We start from the raw sequence: 17,151 nt of genomic DNA, 5'->3' as shown, positions 1-17,151 counted from the left end.
CGAAAGCCCGCGATTTTAGGCGTTCCGTATAATTTGCCCCTTCTCCGAGGAGCGTTGCAGCACCCCCAGCACGCGGGGCGCGAGGCTCGGAAACTCCCCCTTTGCAACGACGCTCACCCACGCTGTGCCGGTGCGGTGAATCGTGATTCCAGATGCTGGCGGCGTGGATCGTTTCATTTGAAGGACCACACCATGAGCGCTGTTCTCTCCGCCACGCCCGATCACGTGATCGCCGATATCTCCCTGGCCGGCTGGGGCCGGCGCGAGATTGCCATCGCCGAAACCGAAATGCCCGGCCTGATGGCGATCCGCGAGGAGTTCGCGGCCAGTCAGCCCCTGAAGGGCGCGCGCATTGCCGGCAGCCTGCACATGACGATACAGACCGCCGTGCTGATCGAGACCTTGAGGGCGCTCGGCGCCGAGGTGCGCTGGGCTTCGTGCAACATCTTTTCCACCCAGGACCACGCGGCCGCGGCGATTGCCGAAGGCGGCACGCCGGTGTTCGCGGTCAAGGGCGAGAGCCTGGCCGACTACTGGGATTACACCCACCGCATCTTCGAGTTCGGCACCAAGGGCGCCAAGGGCGAAGGCCCGAACATGATCCTGGACGATGGCGGCGACGCCACGCTCTTGATGCACCTGGGCCAGCGCGCCGAGAAGGACGCCTCGGTGCTCGCCCACCCCACGAGCGAGGAAGAGCGCGTGCTCTACGCCGCGATCAAGGCCAAACTGGCGCAAGACCCCGGCTGGTACACGCGCAAGAGTGTTGACATCATCGGCGTGACCGAAGAGACCACGACCGGCGTGCACCGCCTCAACGACATGTCGGCCAAGGGCACGCTGCTGTTCCGTGCGATCAACGTCAACGATTCGGTCACCAAATCCAAGTTCGACAACCTCTACGGCTGCCGCGAGTCGCTGGTGGACGGCATCAAGCGCGCGACCGACGTGATGATCGCCGGCAAGGTGGCGCTGGTCGCCGGCTATGGCGACGTGGGCAAGGGCTGCGCGCAGGCCCTCGCCGCCCTGCGCGCGCAGGTCTGGGTGACCGAGATCGACCCGATCAACGCGCTGCAGGCGGCGATGGAGGGCTACAAGGTCGTGACCATGGAATACGCCGCCGACAAGGCCGACATCTTCGTGACGACGACGGGCAACAAGGACGTGATCCGCCACGAGCACATGGCGGCGATGAAGAACGAGGCCATCGTCTGCAACATCGGCCACTTCGACAACGAGATCGACGTGGCCTCGCTGGAAAAATACCAGTGGGAAGAGGTCAAACCGCAGGTGGACCACATCATCTTCCCCGACGGTCACCGCATCACGCTGCTGGCCAAGGGGCGCCTGGTGAACCTGGGCTGCGCAACTGGCCACCCGAGCTATGTGATGAGTTCGAGCTTTGCCAACCAGACGCTGGCGCAGATCGAGCTCTTCACCAGGCCCGATGCGTACGAGCCGGGCAAGGTCTACGTGCTGCCCAAGCTGCTCGACGAGAAGGTGGCGCGCCTGCAGCTCAGGAAGCTGGGCGTTGAGCTCACCACGCTCACGCCGGAGCAGGCGGCCTACATCAACGTGCCCGTGGAGGGGCCGTACAAATCCGACGCCTACCGTTATTGAGGGTGCAGCGCCATGGCTGTACCCCTCAGTTTCGAGTTCTTCCCACCCAAGACGCCCGAAGGCGTGAACAAGCTGCGCGCGGTGCGCCAGCAGCTCTATGCGCTGGCGCCCGAGTTCTGCTCCGTCACCTACGGCGCGGGTGGGTCCACCCAGGCGGGCACCTTCGCCACGGTACAGGAGATACTGGGCGAGGGCGTGGCCGCCGCCTCGCACTTTTCCTGCATCGGCGCCACGCGCGCGGGCGTGCGCGCACAACTCGCGCAGCTGCGTGCCATGGGCGTGAAGCGGCTCATCGCCTTGCGCGGCGACCTGCCCAGCGGCTACGGCACGGGCGGGGAATTTCAGTACGCCAGCGACCTGGTGGCCTTCATCCGCGCCGAGACCGGGCGAGACTTTCAGATCGAGGTTGCCGCCTACCCCGAGATGCATCCGCAGGCGCGCTCGCCCGAGTCGGACCTCAAGGCCTTCGCCGCCAAGGTGCAGGCCGGCGCCGATTCCGCGATCACGCAGTACTTCTTCAATGCCGACGCCTATTTCCGCTTCGTCGACGAGGTGCGCGCCGCAGGGCTGCAGCTGCCCGTCGTGCCCGGCATCATGCCCATCCTGGGCTCCACCCAGCTGCTGCGCTTTTCCGACGCCTGCGGCGCCGAGGTGCCGCGCTGGTTGCGCCTGCGCCTGCAAGGCTTGGGTGACGATGTGGCCAGCATACGCGCCTTTGGCCTGGATGTGGTGGCGCGCCTGTGTGAACGCCTGGTGGCCGGCGGTGCGCCGGCGCTGCACTTCTACACCATGAACCAGAGTGCGGCGACGCTGGAGCTGTGCCGCCGCCTGGGGCTGGGGCGAGGCTGATGCCCGGCGGGCGCGGCGGGCGGCGCAGCGCCGGCCTGGCATGGCTGGCCCTGCTGCTCGCGGCCTGCGCCGTCGCGCCACAAGGTGTGCCCGTGCCGCAGGCGCCAGATACGCCGCGCGCTGCGTCCGGGCTGGATGCGGCCGCGAACGCGCCGATGCCGGCCCCGCGCACCGCAGAAAGCCCACCCTCGGCGCCCGCGCTGGCGGACCAGGCGGCGGCGCAAACCGCGCTCGCCGTGCAGGCCGCACCCGGGGCGCAGGCGCGGCGGACGGCACCCGAGCCGCCCGAGCCGGACGATGACGAGGCAGCCGACGCGCTGCTGCTCGACGAAGGCCTGGCTTCATGGTACGGGCCGGGCCTGAACGGGCGGCGCACCGCCAGCGGCGAGCGCTTCGACCGGCTGGACTTCACCGCCGCGCACCGTACCTTGCCGTTTGGCACCCGGGTGTGCGTGCGCAGCCTGGCCGACGGCAAGGCGGTGCTGGTGCGCATCAACGACCGCGGGCCGTTCTCGGGCAATGGCGAGCGGGTGGTGGACCTGAGTCAGGCGGCGGCGCGCGAGCTCGGCATGACCGGTCTGGGCATCAAGGCGGTGCAGCTGTGGCAGGTGGATGAAGACGGCAGCGGCTGCGTGCCCGCGCTGGGCGCTGCGCCGGCGCCGCCCGCTGCCCGGCGGTGATACGGCGGGCCCGGCTCAGCCGGCTTCCAGCAGATGGCCGGCGTGCCCGTCCTGCGCCAGCAGGCGGGCCAGCGCCGGCAGGGCCACCTGCAGCTGGGCCTGCAGGGTATAGGGTGGATTGACCAGGAACATGCCGCTGCCCGGCAGACCCGGGCGCTGCTCGCTGCCGTCCTCGCGCCGGCGCACGCGTGCCGACTTCACGGTCAGGCTGGCATGCAGCCAGGGCTTGCCCGCGCGCGTGGCCAGCGCCTTCAGGCGCCGCGGCAGTTCGTGCGCCTCGGGGCGCGCAATCACCGGGTACCAGATGGCATAGCAGCCCGTGGCAAAGCGCTTGAGCCCCTCTTGCAGCAGACCGTGCACGCGCGCGTAGTCGCTCTTCAATTCATAGCTCGGGTCGCAGAGCAGCAAAGCGCGGCGGGGCTGCGGGGGCAACAATTTCTTGATGCCCTCAAAACCATCTTCGGAGAGCACGCTGATCTGCCGCTCGGCCTGCAGCTGCGCCACGTTGCGCACCAGCGTGGGCAGGTCGCTGGGGTGGATCTCGAACAGGCGCAGGCGGTCTTGCGGGCGCAGCAGGCGCTGGCTGATGAAGGGCGAGCCCGGGTAGATGCGCAATCCGCCCTGGGGGTTGAAGCTGCGCACCACCTCCAGATAATCCTGCAGCAAGGGCGCCAGCCCAGCGGCCTGCGCCAGGCGCAGGACGCCGTCAACGGCCTCGCCGCTGGTGCGCGCATAGTCGCCATCTAGCCGGTACAGGCCGGCGCCCGCGTGGGTGTCTATCACCGTCAGGCCGGTCTCCTTGTGCGTGAGGTGGCGCAGGCAGGCGATGAGCACGGCGTGCTTGAGCACGTCGCCGTGGTTGCCGGCGTGAAAGGCGTGGCGGTAGCTGAACATAGGGGCGCAATGGTAGCTGCAGCGGTCTCGGGGACGGCGCGCGAGCAGGGCCGATGTGCGATGCTTCGCCTTTGCCGGAAAGGGACGCATGCGCAAGACGATACTGGAGCTGCAGGCTTCGCAGATACGCGAGGTGGCCAACCTGGGCATGGGCAGGCCCGAGGTGTTGCCCTTCTGGTTTGGCGAGAGCGATGAGGCCACGCCCGAGGCGGTCCGCGCCGCGGCCATGGCCTCGCTGCAGGCGGGCGAGACCTTCTACACCCACAACCTGGGCCTGCCCGCGCTGCGCGAGGCGCTGGCGGCCTATGTGAGCGGCCTGCACGCGCCGGTGGCGGCCGAGCGCATCGCCATCACCTCCGGCGGCGTGAACGCGCTGATGCTGGCCGTGCAGGTGCTGGTCGACGCGGGCGACGAGGTGGTGGTGCTCACGCCCGTCTGGCCCAACCTCGTCGGGCAGCCGCAGATCATGGGCGCACGGGTGCGCTGCGTGGCGCTCAAGCCGCGGGCCGATGGCGCCTGGGCGCTGGACCTGCCCGAGCTGCTGGCGGCGATCACGCCGCGCACCCGGCTGCTGGTGCTCAATTCACCGAACAACCCCACGGGCTGGACGCTTACGCAGGGCGAGCAGCAGGCGATTCTTGCGCACTGCCGCGGCACCGGCACCTGGATACTGTCCGACGAGGTGTATGAGCGCCTCTACTACCGCGATGACACCGCCAGCGGCGCGGCGCCCTCCTTCCTGGATCTGGCGCAGTCCGAGGACAGGCTGGTGGTGGTGCAGAGCTTTTCCAAGGCCTTCCTGATGACCGGCTGGCGCCTGGGCTGGATGGTGATGCCGCCCGCCATGGCGGCGCAGATGGGCAAGGTGATCGAGTTCAACACCTCGTGCGCGCCGGTCTTCGTGCAGCGGGGGGCGCTGGCGGCGCTGGCCCAGGTGGACGCGATCACGCCGCGCATCGTCGCCCACATGCGCGCCTGCCGCGACGCGCTGGTGCCCGCGCTGCAGGCGCTGCCCGGCGTGCGCACCAGCCGGTCGCCCGGGGGCATGTATGCGTTTGTGCAGATAGCAGGCTTTGCCGATTCGCTGGCCTTGGCCAAGCGCCTGGTGCTGGAGGCGGGCGTGGGCTTGGCGCCCGGCGCGGCCTTTTCGCCCGAAGGCGAGGGCTGGCTGCGCTGGTGCTTTGCTTCGCGCGACCTGGCACGGTTGACTCAGGGGGTGGAGCGCCTGGGCCAGTGGCTGCGCACTCAGCGCGGCTGATGCGGTTCAGTTCAGGGCGGTGATGCGCGCCTGCGTGGGCAGCGCCATGGGGGCGCTGCCGCTTTGCTGGCGCAGGTAGTCGGCCAGCGCGTCCACGTCCAGCCCGCCGCCCACGATGTCGCGCCCTTCGGCAAACACGCTGAAGTTGTCGCCGCCCGTGGCCAGGTAGTTTTGCAGGCCGATGCGGTAATCCTGCGTGGGCACGATGGCCTGGCCCTTGAGCTGCATCTGGCTGATGCGCTGCCCGGTCGGCTGGCTGCGGTCAAACGCGTAGCTGAAGCCTTGTGAAACCTGCAGGATGCGCGGGCTCTGCACGGTGTTGGTGCCGCTGTCGAACTGCTGCTCCAGCACGGCCTGCAGCTGCGCACCGCTGAGGGTCAGGCTCAGCAGGGTGTTGCCAAAGGGTTGCACGGCGTACACCTGTCCGTAGCTCACCGTGCCATCGCTTGCGGGGACAAGGTCGGCGCGCACGCCGCCGGAGTTCATGAAGGCGATTTGCGCGCCACCAGCCTCCGGGGCTTGCGTGGCGGCCAGCACCGCGTCGGCGGTGATGCGGCCCAGCACGCTTTCGCCGTTGGCCAGCAGCTCGCGCGTGGCGGTGGCGGCCAGCCGCCCGGCGGGTGCGCTGGCCAGCGGGGCGGCTGCTGCGGCGTAGCGGTCTATCAGGCTGGTGACCGCGGGGTCGGCCGGGTAGGCGGGGTAGCTGGTGGCGGCGTCGGCGTCCTTGTTCGCCCTGGCTGCGCGCACCACGTGCTGGCGTGCGCTGTGCGCGATCACGCGGCGCCGGGTGGTGTCCACCGTCAGATTGATTTCGGTCAATTGCGTGCCGTACAGGCCGGCGCTGGTGAGCAGCAGGGGCCTGGCCGGGTCGATGCGGCGGTAGTCGCACAGGTAGGACTGGTGGGTGTGGCCGGAGATGACCACGTCCACCTCGCCCGACAGGCGCTGCACGATGGGCAGGATGTCGCCCGAAAGGCCGGCGCAGCTGGTGTCCTGCAGCGGCTGGGTGCTGCTGCCGCCCTGGTGGATCAGCACCACGATGACGTCGGCCCCCTGCGCGCGCAGCGGTGCGATCTGGGCGTTGGCGGCGTCGGCCTCGTCGGTGAAGCTCAAACCCGCCACGCCGCTGGGGCGCACCATGTTGGGGGTGTTCTTCAGAGTGAGGCCGATGAAGCCCACGCCGATGCGCGCCTTGCCTTCCTCAAAGAATTTCACGCCCGTGGGGGGGAACAAGGTGCCGCCGTCCCCGGTCTGCGTGTTGGCCGCCAGGTAGCGAAACTGCCCGCCCGCGAAGGCGGGGTTGAGTTGGCAGGGTGTCTTGCTGGTGTATTGCGCGCAGCCGCCGTCCTGCATGCGTTGGAGCTCCTGCCAGCCCTGGTCGTATTCGTGGTTGCCGGTGGAGGCGAAGTCCAGGCCGATGAGGTTCAGCGCCTCGATGGTGGGCTCATCCAGAAACAGCGAGGACACCAGCGGCGAGGCGCCGATCAGATCGCCCGCCGCCACCACGGCGGTGTGCGGCTGCGCCGCGCGCCGGGCGGCCACCAGCGAGGCCAGGTAGGCCGCGCCGCCTGCGGGCACGGGCTGGGCCGGTTCGCCTGCCTGGGCGATGTTGACGCTCAGCCCCGGCGGCTGCAGGTTGCCGTGAAAGTCGTTCAGGCCCAGCAGCGTGATCTGCATGCGCTCGGGCTGGACGATGTCCGACGAGCTGCCGCAGGCGGCCAGCCCGAGCAGGGCGGTGGTGGCGGCCAGGCCCAGCAGCCAGCGCTGCGCACCGTGGAGGCGGGTCGTGGCTGGCATGGGTGTTTCGGCAGGTTCCAATATTTGAAAGAAATACGGCTCAAACGCTTGATGGGCAAGCGCTGGCAGCTATCAAATCAGTGAATCCGCATGCCGGGCTGCGCGCCGGGGAAAGGCTCGAGCACATAGATGCCGGGGTGCGCCTTCTCGTCGGCGTGGCTGGCCGCCAGCACCATGCCTTCAGACACGCCGAACTTCATCTTGCGCGGCGCCAGGTTGGCCACCAGCACGGTGAGCTTGCCCTGCAGCTGCTCGGGCTGGTACATGCTGGAGATGCCCGAGAACACCTTGCGCAGCCGCCCCTCGCCCGCGTCCAGCGTGAGTTGCAGCAGCTTGGTCGAACCTTCCACCGCCTTGCATTCGACGATTTTGGCGATGCGCAAATCGACCTTCGCGAAGTCGTCGATCTTGATCTCGGGGGCGATGGCTTCGCCGCCGGGCAGCACTTTTTCTTCCACTGGCTCGGGCAGCGCGAACAGCGCATCGAGCTGCTCGGTGGTCACGCGCTGCATCAGGTGCTGGTACTGGCCTATGGCCTGGCCGGTGCCCAGCAGGGTTTGCGCATCGTCGAACGCAAGCGGCGCCACCTTCAGAAAGGCTTCGACCTGCTGCGCGGTGTGCGGCAGCATGGGCTTGAGGTAGATCGTCAGCAGACGGAAGGCCTCGATGCAGGTGCTGCAGACCTCGTGCAGGCGCTGCTCCATACCTTCCTTCTTGGCCAGCTCCCAGGGCTTGTTGGCGTCCACATAGCTGTTGACCTTGTCGCACAGCAGCATGATGTCGCGCGCGGCGCGGGCGGTGTCGCGCTCTTCGTAGGCTTGCACGATGGCCGGGCGGTGCGCGCGCAGCTCGGCCAGCAGCGCCTCGCCGTCGCTGCCCGGCTGGCCCAGCCGTCCGCCAAAGCGCTTGGCGATGAAGCCGGCGGCGCGCGAGGCGATGTTGACGTACTTGCCCACCAGGTCGGCGTTGACGCGCGCCATGAAGTCATCGGGGTTGAAGTCGATGTCTTCATTCCTGCCGTTGAGCTTGGCGCCCAGGTAGTAGCGCAGCCACTCGGGGTTCATGCCCAGCGCCAGGTACTTGAGCGGATCGAGCCCCGTGCCGCGGCTCTTGCTCATCTTCTCGCCGTTGTTCACCGTCATGAAGCCGTGCACGCAGATCTTGGTCGGCGTCTTGCGGCCTGAAAAATGAAGCGTGGCGGGCCAGAACAGGGTGTGGAAGGTGATGATGTCCTTGCCGATGAAGTGGTACTGCTCAAGCATGGGGTCGGCCATGTAGGCCTCGTAGTCCTCGCCGCGCCGGTCCAGCAGGTTCTTGAGCGATGCCAGGTAGCCGATGGGCGCATCGAGCCAGACGTAGAAATACTTGCCCGGCGCGTCGGGAATCTCGATGCCGAAGTAGGGCGCGTCGCGCGAGATATCCCAGTCGTCCAGCCCCGTGCTGGTGGAGCCGTCGGGGTTGGTGCGCGTGCCGAACCACTCCTTGACCTTGGCGGCCACTTCGGGCTGCACGTGCTGGCCGTTTTGCGTCCACTCTTTCAGGAATTCCACGCAGCGCGGGTCGGACAGCTTGAAGAAGAAATGCTCCGAGGTCTTCAGCTCGGGCTTGGCGCCCGAGAGCGCCGAATAGGGATGGATCAGTTCGGTGGGCGCATAGACCGCGCCGCAGACCTCGCAGTTGTCGCCGTACTGGTCCCTGGCGTGGCAGCGTGGGCACTCGCCCTTGATGAAGCGGTCGGGCAGGAACATGCCCTTTTCAGGGTCGTAGAACTGCTCGATGGTGCGGGTTTCGATCAGGCCGGCCTGTTTCAGATCGAGGTAGATCTGCTGCGCCAGTTCGTGGTTTTCCGGCGCGTCGGTGCTGTGCCAGTTGTCAAACGCGATGTGAAAGCCGTCCAGGTATTCCTTGCGCCCGGCGGCAATCTCGGCGACGAACTGCTGCGGCGTCTTGCCGGCCTTTTCGGCGGCGATCATGATGGGCGCGCCGTGCGCATCGTCGGCGCCGACGAAGTTGACCTCTGCCCCCATCATGCGCTGCGCCCGCACCCAAGTGTCGGCCTGGATGTATTCCATGATGTGGCCGATGTGGAACCTGCCGTTGGCGTACGGCAGGGCGGTGGTGACGAAGATCTTGCGCGCGGACATGGCTGAGGAAGGGGCAGGGCAAAACCGGGCATTGTAGAAAGGGCCCGGCGCGGCCTCAGCGCTCTTCGTCCACGGGCTTGTCGCGGTACATCGCTTCGTCGGCGCAGCGCAGCAGGTCGCTCGGGTTCTCACCGTCGCGCGGAAACAGCGCATGGCCTATGGCGGCGCCCACGCTCAGCGTCCGGCCCGCGGCCTCGCCCTTGAGCGTGCGCAGCGGCGCGCCGATGGCCAGGCGCAGCGCCTCCATCAGCTGAAGCGCCTGGTCGTCGTCGCCCACGCCCTGGGCGACGACGACGAACTCGTCGCCCCCCAGGCGCGCGAGCGCGTCGCCCGCGCGCAGCTGCGCGCGCAGGCGCTGGGCAATCTCGCGCAGCGCCCGGTCGCCGTTGTCGTGCCCCCAGCGGTCGTTGAGCGGCTTGAAGCGGTTGAGGTCGATGAACACCAGCGCGAACGGCACCAGCTGCCCGTCGACCGCGCTTTCCTGCGTCAGCCTGGCCAGCAGGTGGTTGAGTGCGCCGCGGTTGCTCACGCCGGTGAGCGGGTCCGTGAACAGGCTCTGGCGCATGGCGCGGAAGTTGCGCGCCAGCTCGCCGATCTCGTCGCCGCGCTGCAGCCGTATGGGCGCATCCATGTCGCCCGCGCCCATGCGGCGCATCGCGTGGGTGAGGGTGCGCATGTCCCGGGCCACGCCGCCGAAGATGTGCAGGCCTATGGCCAGCGCAAAGCCCAGCACCAGCAGGCCGAGCGCGCCCAGCAGCAACAGGTCGCGGCGCACGCCGGCGAGCATATCCTTGTGCGGCAGCGCCACCACGGCCAGCCAGTTCAGCCCGGCCGAGTCGGTGATGCGCTGCCAGGCCACCTGCACCTTGTCGCCGCCGGCCTCGATCACCAGGTTCGCGCGCCGGCCTGCAGCGCCTTGGCTGACGGCGTCGCGCAGAGCCGCATGGCTTTCCCTGAGCAGGGTATTGGCGCTGCCCGCGGCGTGCACACGTTCGGGCCGCCCGTCGCTGCCGGGGCGCATGTTGGCCGCGCCGGAAATCGCGATCACGGCGCCGTCGGGCTCCAGCAGCATGGCCTGGCCGCCGGGCACCATGGGCAGCTCGTCGACGAAGCGCTGCAGCGCATTCAGGAACAGGTCGGTGGCCACCACGCCCTGGGCCTGGCCGTCGGGGCCGGGCACGCGGCGCGCGCGCGTCATCACCAGGTCGCGCGCGTTGAAGTCGATGTAGACCGGCGTCCAGACGTCGGTGGCGGCCTGCCGGGCGGCCTTGAACCAGGGCCGGGTGCGCGGGTCGAACACCGTCGCCTCGGTGGATACCGCGCGCGCTCGGGCGTCAATGCCGTCCAGCCGGTAGTAGGTGCGCGGCTCCTGCGCGCGCGTCTTCATGCGCAGTTCGGCCTGCGTCGGCGTCAGGCGCAGCAGCCCGATGTTCTGCCCCGCCACGTTGCCGTAGTGCACGTAGTCGCCCATGCGCCCGCTGAGCGACGTGGCGGCCCACAGCCGGGTGCGCAGGCTGGCCAGGTCCTCGCGGATGTCGGGGCCGGCCGCCAGTCCTTCGGGGTAGACCGCCTGCAGCATGGCGCCCGAGTTGTGCAGGTGCGCGCCCACGGCCTGCACCATGCGCTCGACCATCTCCTGCATGAGGTGGCGCGAGAGGTCGGTCGCGGTGCGCGAACCCGACCAGTACCACATGACCCCCAGGCCCCCGGTGAGCAGCGCGATCAGGCTGACGAAGGGCAGGATGAGCGACAGGCGCAGCGTGCGCTGGCGCGGACGCGCCGTCGGGGGCGTCCCGTGCGCGGGTGCGGCTGGCGGGCGCTGGCGCTCAGGCATGGGCCTCCTGCGGGGTCTGCGCGGGCAGGGTCCAGCCGAAGAAGGCCAGCACCTCGTCGCGGCGCGCGGCCACGTCGGCGCGGCCCAGCGCCATCAGCTCGCGCGTGTAGCTCTCTTCGAACAGCAGGTAGCTGGCCAGCGCCGCGCTGCGGATCTCGTCCCGCTGCGAAGACACGCCTATGCTGCCCAGCAGCGTGCGCAGTGCCACCGGCAGGCACTGCACGTGGCGCGCGGCCACGGCATCGAGGCGCTGCGAGGGCGCGATCACCAGCAGCTGCATCGGACGCAGCACGCTGCTGGCGCGCAGGTGCGGCGGGATCAGCGCCAGCGTCTTGTTGATGCGCTGCATGCGCTCCACGTCCACCCACAGCGCGTCCAGGAAGATGTTGGACAGCGCATGCCCCGCCACCTGCGCGAGCGAGGGATAGCCCGAAGACGGCGCGGCCGTGGGGTCGCGCCCCGACTCGTGCATGCGCCCCGCGCCCACCACCAGGATGCGTTCGGCCCCGAGGTGGATGGCCGGCGCGATGGGCGCGGACTGGCGCATGGAGCCGTCGCCGAAGTATTCGGTCGCGCCGTCGATCTCTATGCCCTGCGCCGGAAAGATGAAGGGTATGGCCGAGGACGCCAGCAGGTGCTCGTGGCGGATCTCGTCGCGCACCGAGCGCCGCTGCGAGCGCGCCCAGGGCACCAGCCGGTCGCCCGCCTCGAAGAAGGTGATGTGCTCGCCCGAGCTGTAGCTGGAGGCGGTGATGGCCAGCGCATGCATGTGCCCCTGGCGCATCAGCAGCGGCAGGCGCACCAGCGGCACCAGCTGCTGCAGCAGCTGGGCCAGCGGCGCGTTGTCCAGCAGCGAGCGCGGGCGCATGCGCTTCCAGCGCGCGAGCATCCAGCCCAGCGAGAGCAGCGTGAGCCAGCTGGCGCCGCTGCGCAGCATGCTGATGGAGTCCGAGCGGTAGATGTGGTGGGTGTGAAAGTGGCTCCAGACGCGCGCCACGCGCCGCACCGCGCGGTCGAACTGGTCGGCCCCGCAGGCCAGCGCGGCGGCATTGATCGCCCCGGCCGAGGTGCCGGCCATGACGGGAAAGGGGTTGCCGCGCGCGCCCGGCTCGCACAGCCGGCGCAGCTCGGAGATGCCCTGCAGCACGCCCACCTGGTAGGCCGCGCGGGCGCCGCCGCCGGTCAGCACCAGCCCGGTCAGCGGCGTGTCGGGGCGGGGCGCGCTGGAGGCGTTGGGCAAGCCTTGCATGGAGGGTGGCGGGGCGCCGTGGAGTCAAACCCGCCTCTTATAGGAGATTTGCCTGTTTGTGAACAGTTCGGGCGAATACGGGGTTGCGGTGGGTAAAATCGCCGCCGTCACTGCCCGCACCACGCGATCGGCGTGGTCCGCGCGGCCGTCCACTTGATCCCACCAGGAGCGTGCATGCTGTTCGGAAAATTATTGCCCCGCGAGGGCAATTTTTTTGAGATGTTCAACCAGCATGCCCATTGCATCGTCGATGCCTCCAATGCCTTTTCGGCGCTGGTGGCCAACTACGCCGATCCGCGCATGCGCGAGAAGTACCAGCACGAGGTGGACGACGCCGAGCGCGCCGCCGACCGCGTCACGCACGAGGTCAATCGCGCGCTGCACCGCACCTTCATCACGCCGATCGACCGCGAGCAGATCCACCTGCTCATCAACAGCATGGACGACGTGGCCGACCTGCTGCAGGACACCGCCGAGGCCATGGCCCTGTACGACCTGCAGCATGTGACCGAAGAGGTGGTGCTGCTGTCGGACCTCAGCGCCAAGTGCTGTGCGCTGGTGCAGGAGGCGGTGCAAAAGCTGGGCCGCATCGCCGACCCGGCGGTGACCGAGCAGGCGCTCAAGCTGTGCGAGGAGATCGACCGCCTGGAGGGCGATGCCGACCGGGTGCTGCGCAGTGCCATGAGCAAGCTGTTTCGCGACGCGGTGGACGCGCGCGAGATCATCAAGCTCAAGGAAATCTACGAACTGCTGGAGAGCGTCACCGACAAGTGCGAGGATGTGGCCAACCACATCGAGGGCGTGATCCTCGAAAACTCCTGAACCCTTCCTCCCGCCTTCTGGCCCTCTTCGCAAAGCGCACATGGATACCGTACAGACCGCCCTGTGGGTCGTGACCCTGCTGGTGGCGCTGGCCATCGCCTTCGACTTCATGAACGGCTTTCACGATGCGGCCAACTCGATCGCCACCGTGGTCTCCACCGGCGTGCTCAAGCCCACGCAGGCGGTGCTGTTCGCCGCCTTCTTCAACGTGGTGGCGGTCTTCGTCTTCCACCTGAGCGTGGCGGCCACCATAGGCAAGGGCATCGTGGACATCCACGTGGTGGACACGCACGTGGTCTTCGGCGCGCTGGTGGGCGCCATCACCTGGAACGTCATCACCTGGTACTACGGCATACCCAGCAGCTCATCGCATGCGCTGATCGGCGGCATCGTCGGCGCGGTGATCGCCAAGACCGGGGCCGAGGCGCTGGTGGCCAGCGGCATCTTCAAGATCGTGGTGTTCATCTTCGTCTCGCCGCTGCTGGGCTTTGCGCTGGGCTCCATGATGATGGTGCTCATGGCCTGGCTGCTCAGGCGCGTGCGCCCGCAGCGGGTGGACCGGTGGTTTCGGCGCCTGCAGCTGGTCTCGGCCGGCGCCTACAGCCTGGGGCACGGCGGCAACGACGCGCAAAAGACCATAGGCATCGTCTGGCTGCTCTTGATTGCCACCGGCTACGCCTCGGCCTCGGACGCCGAGCCGCCGCTGTGGGTCATCGGCGCCTGCTATTCGGCGATGGGGCTGGGCACCATGTTCGGCGGCTGGCGCATCGTCAAGACCATGGGGCAGAAGATCACCAAGCTCAAGCCCGTGGGGGGCTTTTGCGCCGAGACCGGCGGCGCGATGTCGCTGTTCCTCGCGACATGGCTGGGCATACCGGTGTCGACCACGCACACCATCACCGGCGCCATCGTCGGCGTCGGCTCGACCCAGCGCGCCAGCGCGGTGCGCTGGGGCGTGGCGGGCAACATCGTCTGGGCCTGGATCCTGACGATTCCGGCCAGCGCCTTCGTCGCCGGCGTGGCCTATCTCATCAGTCTGCAGCTCTACTGAAAAACACCCAAAAAGATAGCTGCCAGCGCTTGTACAGCAAAGGCTGGAGGCGTTTTCGGCCAGTGTGCACCGGCGACGCGGACTGCGCGCGCGGCGCCTATTGCGAGATCTTGCGCGCTTCCTCGATCTGGTACTGCCAGAAATGCTCGAAGCCGAAGGCGATCGTGGCCATCAGCACCGCGGCGCCCACCAGCAGCGCGGCGGCCACGCCGAATACCGTGAGCCAGTAGGTGCGCCCCGCCGGGTGTTCGGCCGGCGCGCCGGGGTTGTGGCGCGCATTCCATTTTTCCTGCGGCGCCAGGCCGTAGACGATGGCGGTGAGCGCGCAGGCCGCGATCACCAGGCCCAGCAGCGGCACCAGCACCCAGCTGAGCTGGTCGTCCACGCCGAGCTGGCGGATGCGCTCCACGCCGAACAGGCCCAGCGCCGTGGGTACGGGCAGCAGCCAGCCCAGCCAGTCGCCCGGCCCGTGCAGATAGAAGCGGTGCAGCCCGAGCGGACCGCCGAGAAATGCCAGCCAGGTGGCGAGGGTCTTGCTTTTCATGGCGGCGATTATTCCCCGAGTTGGCCAGCCGCTATAATGCCGGGCTTTGCTGCGTGTCGCTGGCCGGGTGGCCAGTTGCGTGTCTCAACGCCGCAAGATCCGCCGCCCCCGGCATGGGCAGGGACGCGGCAACCACCCGAAGGATACAAACATGGTCGTCATTCGACTCTCGCGCGGCGGTGCCAAGGGCCGTCCGTTCTTCAACATCGTCGTGGCCAACAAGCGCGAGCGCCGTGATGGCCGCTTCATCGAGCGTCTGGGCTTCTACAACCCCTCGGCCAAGGGCGGCGAAGAAACGCTGCGCGTGGTGCAAGACCGCGTCACCTACTGGAAGGGCGTGGGCGCGCAGCCCTCTCCCACCGTGGAGCGCCTGCTCAAGCAAGCCGCCAAGCAGGCTGCCTGAGCACGGCTTCAGCGGCCAGCACGCACAGCGGGTTCGTCGGCAGGGCTGACGGACCCGTTTTGTTTTCACGCCCGTCCGGCTTCACCTTGCGCGATTGCCACCCATGAACGAAACCCCGCTGCTGCCCGCGGCCTCCCTGCCGCACGACGCCGTCGAGGTCGGGCGCATTGGCCAGGCCTGGGGCGTCAAGGGCTGGTTCAAGGTGTTTGCCCACAGCCCCGAGCCCGAGGCGCTGCTCGCCACGCGCGACTGGTTCCTGCAGGCCGCGACGCAAGGCCCCAAGAGCCCTTTCACCGGTACGGTGCACCTGGCGGTGCGCGAGGCGCGGGTGCACGGCGACGCGCTGGTCGCCAGTGCCGAGGCCATTGCAGACCGCTCGGCCGCCGAAGGCCTGCGCGGTGCGCGCGTGTTCGTCTCGCGCGCGGCCTTCCCCGCACCCGCGGATGACGAGTTCTACTGGGTGGACCTGATCGGCCTGGCGGTGCGCAACCGCGAAGGCCAGGCGCTGGGCACGGTCAAGGGCCTGATGCCCTCGGGGCCGCAGACCACGCTGGTGCTGGAATACGCGGACGAGGAGGGCAAACCGCGCGAGCGCCTGATTCCCTTCGTCTCCGCCTTCGTCGATCGCGTGGACCTGCCGGGCGGGTGCATCGGCGTGGACTGGCAGGCCGACTACTGAGCCGGTGCGCCCGGGCCGCCCATGCGCTTTGACCTCATCACGCTGTTCCCCGAGCTGTTCGCGCCCTTTCTGGCCAGCGGCGTCACGCGCCGCGCCTATGTGTCGGGGCAGGTGCAGGTGCGGCTGTGGAATCCGCGCGATTACGCCGAGGGCCATTACCGCCGGGTGGATGACCGCCCGTTTGGCGGCGGGCCCGGCATGGTGATGCTCGCCGAGCCGCTGGCGCGGTGTCTCGCCGCCATCCGCGCCGACCGCGCCGAAGCGCCCGGGGCGCAGGCGCCGTGCGTGCTGTTTTCACCCGCGGGCCGGCGCCTGGACCAAGCCGGCGTGCAGGCCTGGGCGGACAGCGCGGGCGCCATCTTGCTGTGCGGGCGCTACGAGGGCGTGGACCAGCGCTTCATCGACGCCTGCGTGCAGCAGCAGATCAGCCTGGGCGACTTCGTGCTCTCGGGCGGCGAGGTGGCCGCGATGGCGCTGCTCGACGCGCTGGCGCGCCTGCAGGAGGGCGTGCTGCACGACGCCCGCAGCGCCGTGCAGGACAGCTTCAGCCCCGCTTTGCAGGGCCTGCTCGACTGCCCGCACTACACCCGCCCCGAGGTCTGGCGTGGCCAGCAGGTGCCGCCCGTGCTGCTGGGTGGCAACCATGGCGAGATCGCGCGCTGGCGCGAGCAGCAGCGGCTGGAGCTGACGGCGCGCCTGCGCCCCGACCTGCTTGGCGCACCGGCGCACGCCCCGCCTCCGGCCGGGCGCGGCCCGGCGGGTGGCGGGCGGTGAATCCGCTTGTATAATCACCTGTTTTTTTGATCCTCTGCCCGGCCGGCGCGCCAACGAGCGCCCACCACAAGGCACCATGGTGGTGCCGCAGCCAATCATGGCGCGGACATGATCAAGGGATGCAGCCATGAATTTGATCCAGACCCTGGAACAGGAAGAAATCGCCCGCCTCAATTGCACGATTCCGTCCTTCGCCCCCGGCGATACCGTCATCGTCAGCGTGAACGTCGTCGAAGGCACGCGCAAGCGCCTGCAGGCCTACGAAGGCGTGGTGATCGCCAAGCGCAACCGCGGCCTGAACAGCGCCTTCACGGTGCGCAAGATCTCCAGCGGCGAAGGCGTGGAGCGCACCTTCCAGACCTACAGCCCGCTGATCGCCAAGATCGAGGTCAAGCGCCGTGGCGACGTGCGCCGCGCCAAGCTCTACTACCTGCGCGGCCTGAGCGGCAAGAAGGCGCGCATCAAGGAAAAGCTGCCTTCGCGCGTCAAGGTGGACGACGCCAAGGCCTGATCCCGCCACCGGCAGCCCTGCCTGCAAACCGCTACAGTGCAT

General features: G+C 68.8%; 16 protein-coding genes and 1 riboswitch. Of the genes, 10 read left to right on the top strand and 6 right to left on the bottom strand.

Going from position 1 to position 17,151, the window contains the following annotated elements:
* Positions 1 to 40: 40 nt before the first annotated feature.
* Positions 41 to 122: riboswitch (S-adenosyl-L-homocysteine riboswitch) on the top strand.
* Positions 123 to 192: 70 nt separating this feature from the next.
* The 3 genes from ahcY to FOZ74_RS04405 are packed head-to-tail and all read left to right on the top strand — an operon-like array spanning position 193 to position 3,149.
* Positions 193 to 1,620 (top strand): adenosylhomocysteinase, encoded by a 1,428-nt coding sequence (gene ahcY / locus FOZ74_RS04415; RefSeq protein WP_146911935.1) that lies wholly within the window; start codon positions 193 to 195, stop codon positions 1,618 to 1,620.
* Positions 1,621 to 1,632: 12 nt separating this feature from the next.
* Positions 1,633 to 2,469 (top strand): methylenetetrahydrofolate reductase [NAD(P)H], encoded by an 837-nt coding sequence (gene metF / locus FOZ74_RS04410; RefSeq protein ID WP_146911934.1) that lies wholly within the window; start codon positions 1,633 to 1,635, stop codon positions 2,467 to 2,469.
* The gene (locus FOZ74_RS04405) at positions 2,469 to 3,149 is read left to right on the top strand and encodes a septal ring lytic transglycosylase RlpA family protein (RefSeq protein WP_255437785.1); all 681 of its coding nucleotides are present in this window, start codon (positions 2,469 to 2,471) and stop codon (positions 3,147 to 3,149) included. The genes metF and FOZ74_RS04405 overlap by 1 nt, the downstream gene beginning before the upstream one ends.
* Before the next feature lie 15 nt (positions 3,150 to 3,164).
* On the opposite strand, the gene FOZ74_RS04400 is transcribed toward FOZ74_RS04405, so the two are convergent.
* Positions 3,165 to 4,043, bottom strand: a complete 879-nt coding sequence (locus FOZ74_RS04400; RefSeq protein ID WP_146911933.1) for a 23S rRNA (adenine(2030)-N(6))-methyltransferase RlmJ — start codon at positions 4,041 to 4,043, stop codon at positions 3,165 to 3,167.
* Between the two features lie 88 nt (positions 4,044 to 4,131).
* On the opposite strand from FOZ74_RS04400, the gene FOZ74_RS04395 reads away from it, so the two are divergent.
* A complete protein-coding gene (locus FOZ74_RS04395; protein ID WP_146911932.1) occupies positions 4,132 to 5,301 on the top strand; it encodes a pyridoxal phosphate-dependent aminotransferase in 1,170 nt (389 codons plus the stop codon).
* Positions 5,302 to 5,307: 6 nt separating this feature from the next.
* Here the strand turns inward: FOZ74_RS04395 and FOZ74_RS04390 are convergent, their stop codons facing one another.
* From FOZ74_RS04390 to FOZ74_RS04375, 4 genes are all read right to left on the bottom strand, one after another.
* Entirely contained in the window at positions 5,308 to 7,098 is a 1,791-nt protein-coding gene (locus tag FOZ74_RS04390) for a bifunctional metallophosphatase/5'-nucleotidase (protein ID WP_146911931.1), read from the bottom strand.
* A gap of 77 nt (positions 7,099 to 7,175) precedes the next feature.
* Entirely contained in the window at positions 7,176 to 9,242 is a 2,067-nt protein-coding gene (gene metG / locus FOZ74_RS04385) for a methionine--tRNA ligase (protein ID WP_146911930.1), read from the bottom strand.
* A gap of 55 nt (positions 9,243 to 9,297) precedes the next feature.
* Complete coding sequence (locus tag FOZ74_RS04380) at positions 9,298 to 11,076, bottom strand: sensor domain-containing diguanylate cyclase (RefSeq protein WP_146911929.1); 1,779 nt, start codon at positions 11,074 to 11,076, stop codon at positions 9,298 to 9,300.
* Positions 11,069 to 12,325, bottom strand: coding sequence for a patatin-like phospholipase family protein (locus FOZ74_RS04375; RefSeq protein ID WP_146911928.1), 1,257 nt, complete (start codon positions 12,323 to 12,325; stop codon positions 11,069 to 11,071). Before FOZ74_RS04375 ends, FOZ74_RS04380 begins: the two co-directional genes overlap by 8 nt.
* Before the next feature lie 174 nt (positions 12,326 to 12,499).
* Here FOZ74_RS04375 and FOZ74_RS04370 point away from each other — a divergent pair, with 174 nt between their 5' ends.
* Entirely contained in the window at positions 12,500 to 13,147 is a 648-nt protein-coding gene (locus FOZ74_RS04370) for a DUF47 domain-containing protein (RefSeq protein WP_146911927.1), read from the top strand.
* Positions 13,148 to 13,187: 40 nt separating this feature from the next.
* The gene (locus FOZ74_RS04365; RefSeq protein WP_146911926.1) at positions 13,188 to 14,198 is read left to right on the top strand and encodes an inorganic phosphate transporter; all 1,011 of its coding nucleotides are present in this window, start codon (positions 13,188 to 13,190) and stop codon (positions 14,196 to 14,198) included.
* Between the two features lie 97 nt (positions 14,199 to 14,295).
* Here FOZ74_RS04365 and FOZ74_RS04360 read toward each other — a convergent pair whose 3' ends face one another.
* The gene (locus tag FOZ74_RS04360) at positions 14,296 to 14,742 is read right to left on the bottom strand and encodes a TM2 domain-containing protein (RefSeq protein WP_146911925.1); all 447 of its coding nucleotides are present in this window, start codon (positions 14,740 to 14,742) and stop codon (positions 14,296 to 14,298) included.
* Positions 14,743 to 14,893: 151 nt separating this feature from the next.
* On the opposite strand from FOZ74_RS04360, the gene rpsP reads away from it, so the two are divergent.
* The 4 genes from rpsP to rplS all read left to right on the top strand — a co-directional run bounded on the left by rpsP (position 14,894) and on the right by rplS (position 17,109).
* A complete protein-coding gene (gene rpsP, locus FOZ74_RS04355) occupies positions 14,894 to 15,145 on the top strand; it encodes a 30S ribosomal protein S16 (protein ID WP_146911924.1) in 252 nt (83 codons plus the stop codon).
* Positions 15,146 to 15,248: 103 nt separating this feature from the next.
* Entirely contained in the window at positions 15,249 to 15,824 is a 576-nt protein-coding gene (rimM, locus tag FOZ74_RS04350) for a ribosome maturation factor RimM (RefSeq protein WP_146911923.1), read from the top strand.
* Between the two features lie 21 nt (positions 15,825 to 15,845).
* Positions 15,846 to 16,598: a tRNA (guanosine(37)-N1)-methyltransferase TrmD gene (gene trmD / locus FOZ74_RS04345; protein WP_146911922.1), complete on the top strand. Its 753-nt coding sequence runs from the start codon at positions 15,846 to 15,848 to the stop codon at positions 16,596 to 16,598.
* Positions 16,599 to 16,725: 127 nt separating this feature from the next.
* Entirely contained in the window at positions 16,726 to 17,109 is a 384-nt protein-coding gene (rplS, locus tag FOZ74_RS04340; protein ID WP_146911921.1) for a 50S ribosomal protein L19, read from the top strand.
* Positions 17,110 to 17,151: the final 42 nt, after the last annotated feature.

Origin of the sequence: Comamonas flocculans, assembly GCF_007954405.1 — a bacterium.
In the GTDB taxonomy this organism is placed as follows: Bacteria; Pseudomonadota; Gammaproteobacteria; order Burkholderiales; family Burkholderiaceae_C; genus Comamonas_C; species Comamonas_C flocculans.
This window is presented reverse-complemented; position numbering and strand designations above follow the sequence as displayed.

Bases quoted from the DNA above. Each gene is read 5' to 3' on its own strand.
- ahcY (WP_146911935.1), top strand. From the start codon at position 193: ATGAGCGCTGTTCTCTCCGCCACGCCCGATCACGTGATCGCCGATATC.
- metF (WP_146911934.1), top strand. From the start codon at position 1,633: ATGGCTGTACCCCTCAGTTTCGAGTTCTTCCCACCCAAGACGCCCGAA.
- FOZ74_RS04405 (WP_255437785.1), top strand. From the start codon at position 2,469: ATGCCCGGCGGGCGCGGCGGGCGGCGCAGCGCCGGCCTGGCATGGCTG.
- FOZ74_RS04400 (WP_146911933.1), bottom strand. From the start codon at position 4,043: ATGTTCAGCTACCGCCACGCCTTTCACGCCGGCAACCACGGCGACGTG.
- FOZ74_RS04395 (WP_146911932.1), top strand. From the start codon at position 4,132: ATGCGCAAGACGATACTGGAGCTGCAGGCTTCGCAGATACGCGAGGTG.
- FOZ74_RS04390 (WP_146911931.1), bottom strand. From the start codon at position 7,098: ATGCCAGCCACGACCCGCCTCCACGGTGCGCAGCGCTGGCTGCTGGGC.
- metG (WP_146911930.1), bottom strand. From the start codon at position 9,242: ATGTCCGCGCGCAAGATCTTCGTCACCACCGCCCTGCCGTACGCCAAC.
- FOZ74_RS04380 (WP_146911929.1), bottom strand. From the start codon at position 11,076: ATGCCTGAGCGCCAGCGCCCGCCAGCCGCACCCGCGCACGGGACGCCC.
- FOZ74_RS04375 (WP_146911928.1), bottom strand. From the start codon at position 12,325: ATGCAAGGCTTGCCCAACGCCTCCAGCGCGCCCCGCCCCGACACGCCG.
- FOZ74_RS04370 (WP_146911927.1), top strand. From the start codon at position 12,500: ATGCTGTTCGGAAAATTATTGCCCCGCGAGGGCAATTTTTTTGAGATG.
- FOZ74_RS04365 (WP_146911926.1), top strand. From the start codon at position 13,188: ATGGATACCGTACAGACCGCCCTGTGGGTCGTGACCCTGCTGGTGGCG.
- FOZ74_RS04360 (WP_146911925.1), bottom strand. From the start codon at position 14,742: ATGAAAAGCAAGACCCTCGCCACCTGGCTGGCATTTCTCGGCGGTCCG.
- rpsP (WP_146911924.1), top strand. From the start codon at position 14,894: ATGGTCGTCATTCGACTCTCGCGCGGCGGTGCCAAGGGCCGTCCGTTC.
- rimM (WP_146911923.1), top strand. From the start codon at position 15,249: ATGAACGAAACCCCGCTGCTGCCCGCGGCCTCCCTGCCGCACGACGCC.
- trmD (WP_146911922.1), top strand. From the start codon at position 15,846: ATGCGCTTTGACCTCATCACGCTGTTCCCCGAGCTGTTCGCGCCCTTT.
- rplS (WP_146911921.1), top strand. From the start codon at position 16,726: ATGAATTTGATCCAGACCCTGGAACAGGAAGAAATCGCCCGCCTCAAT.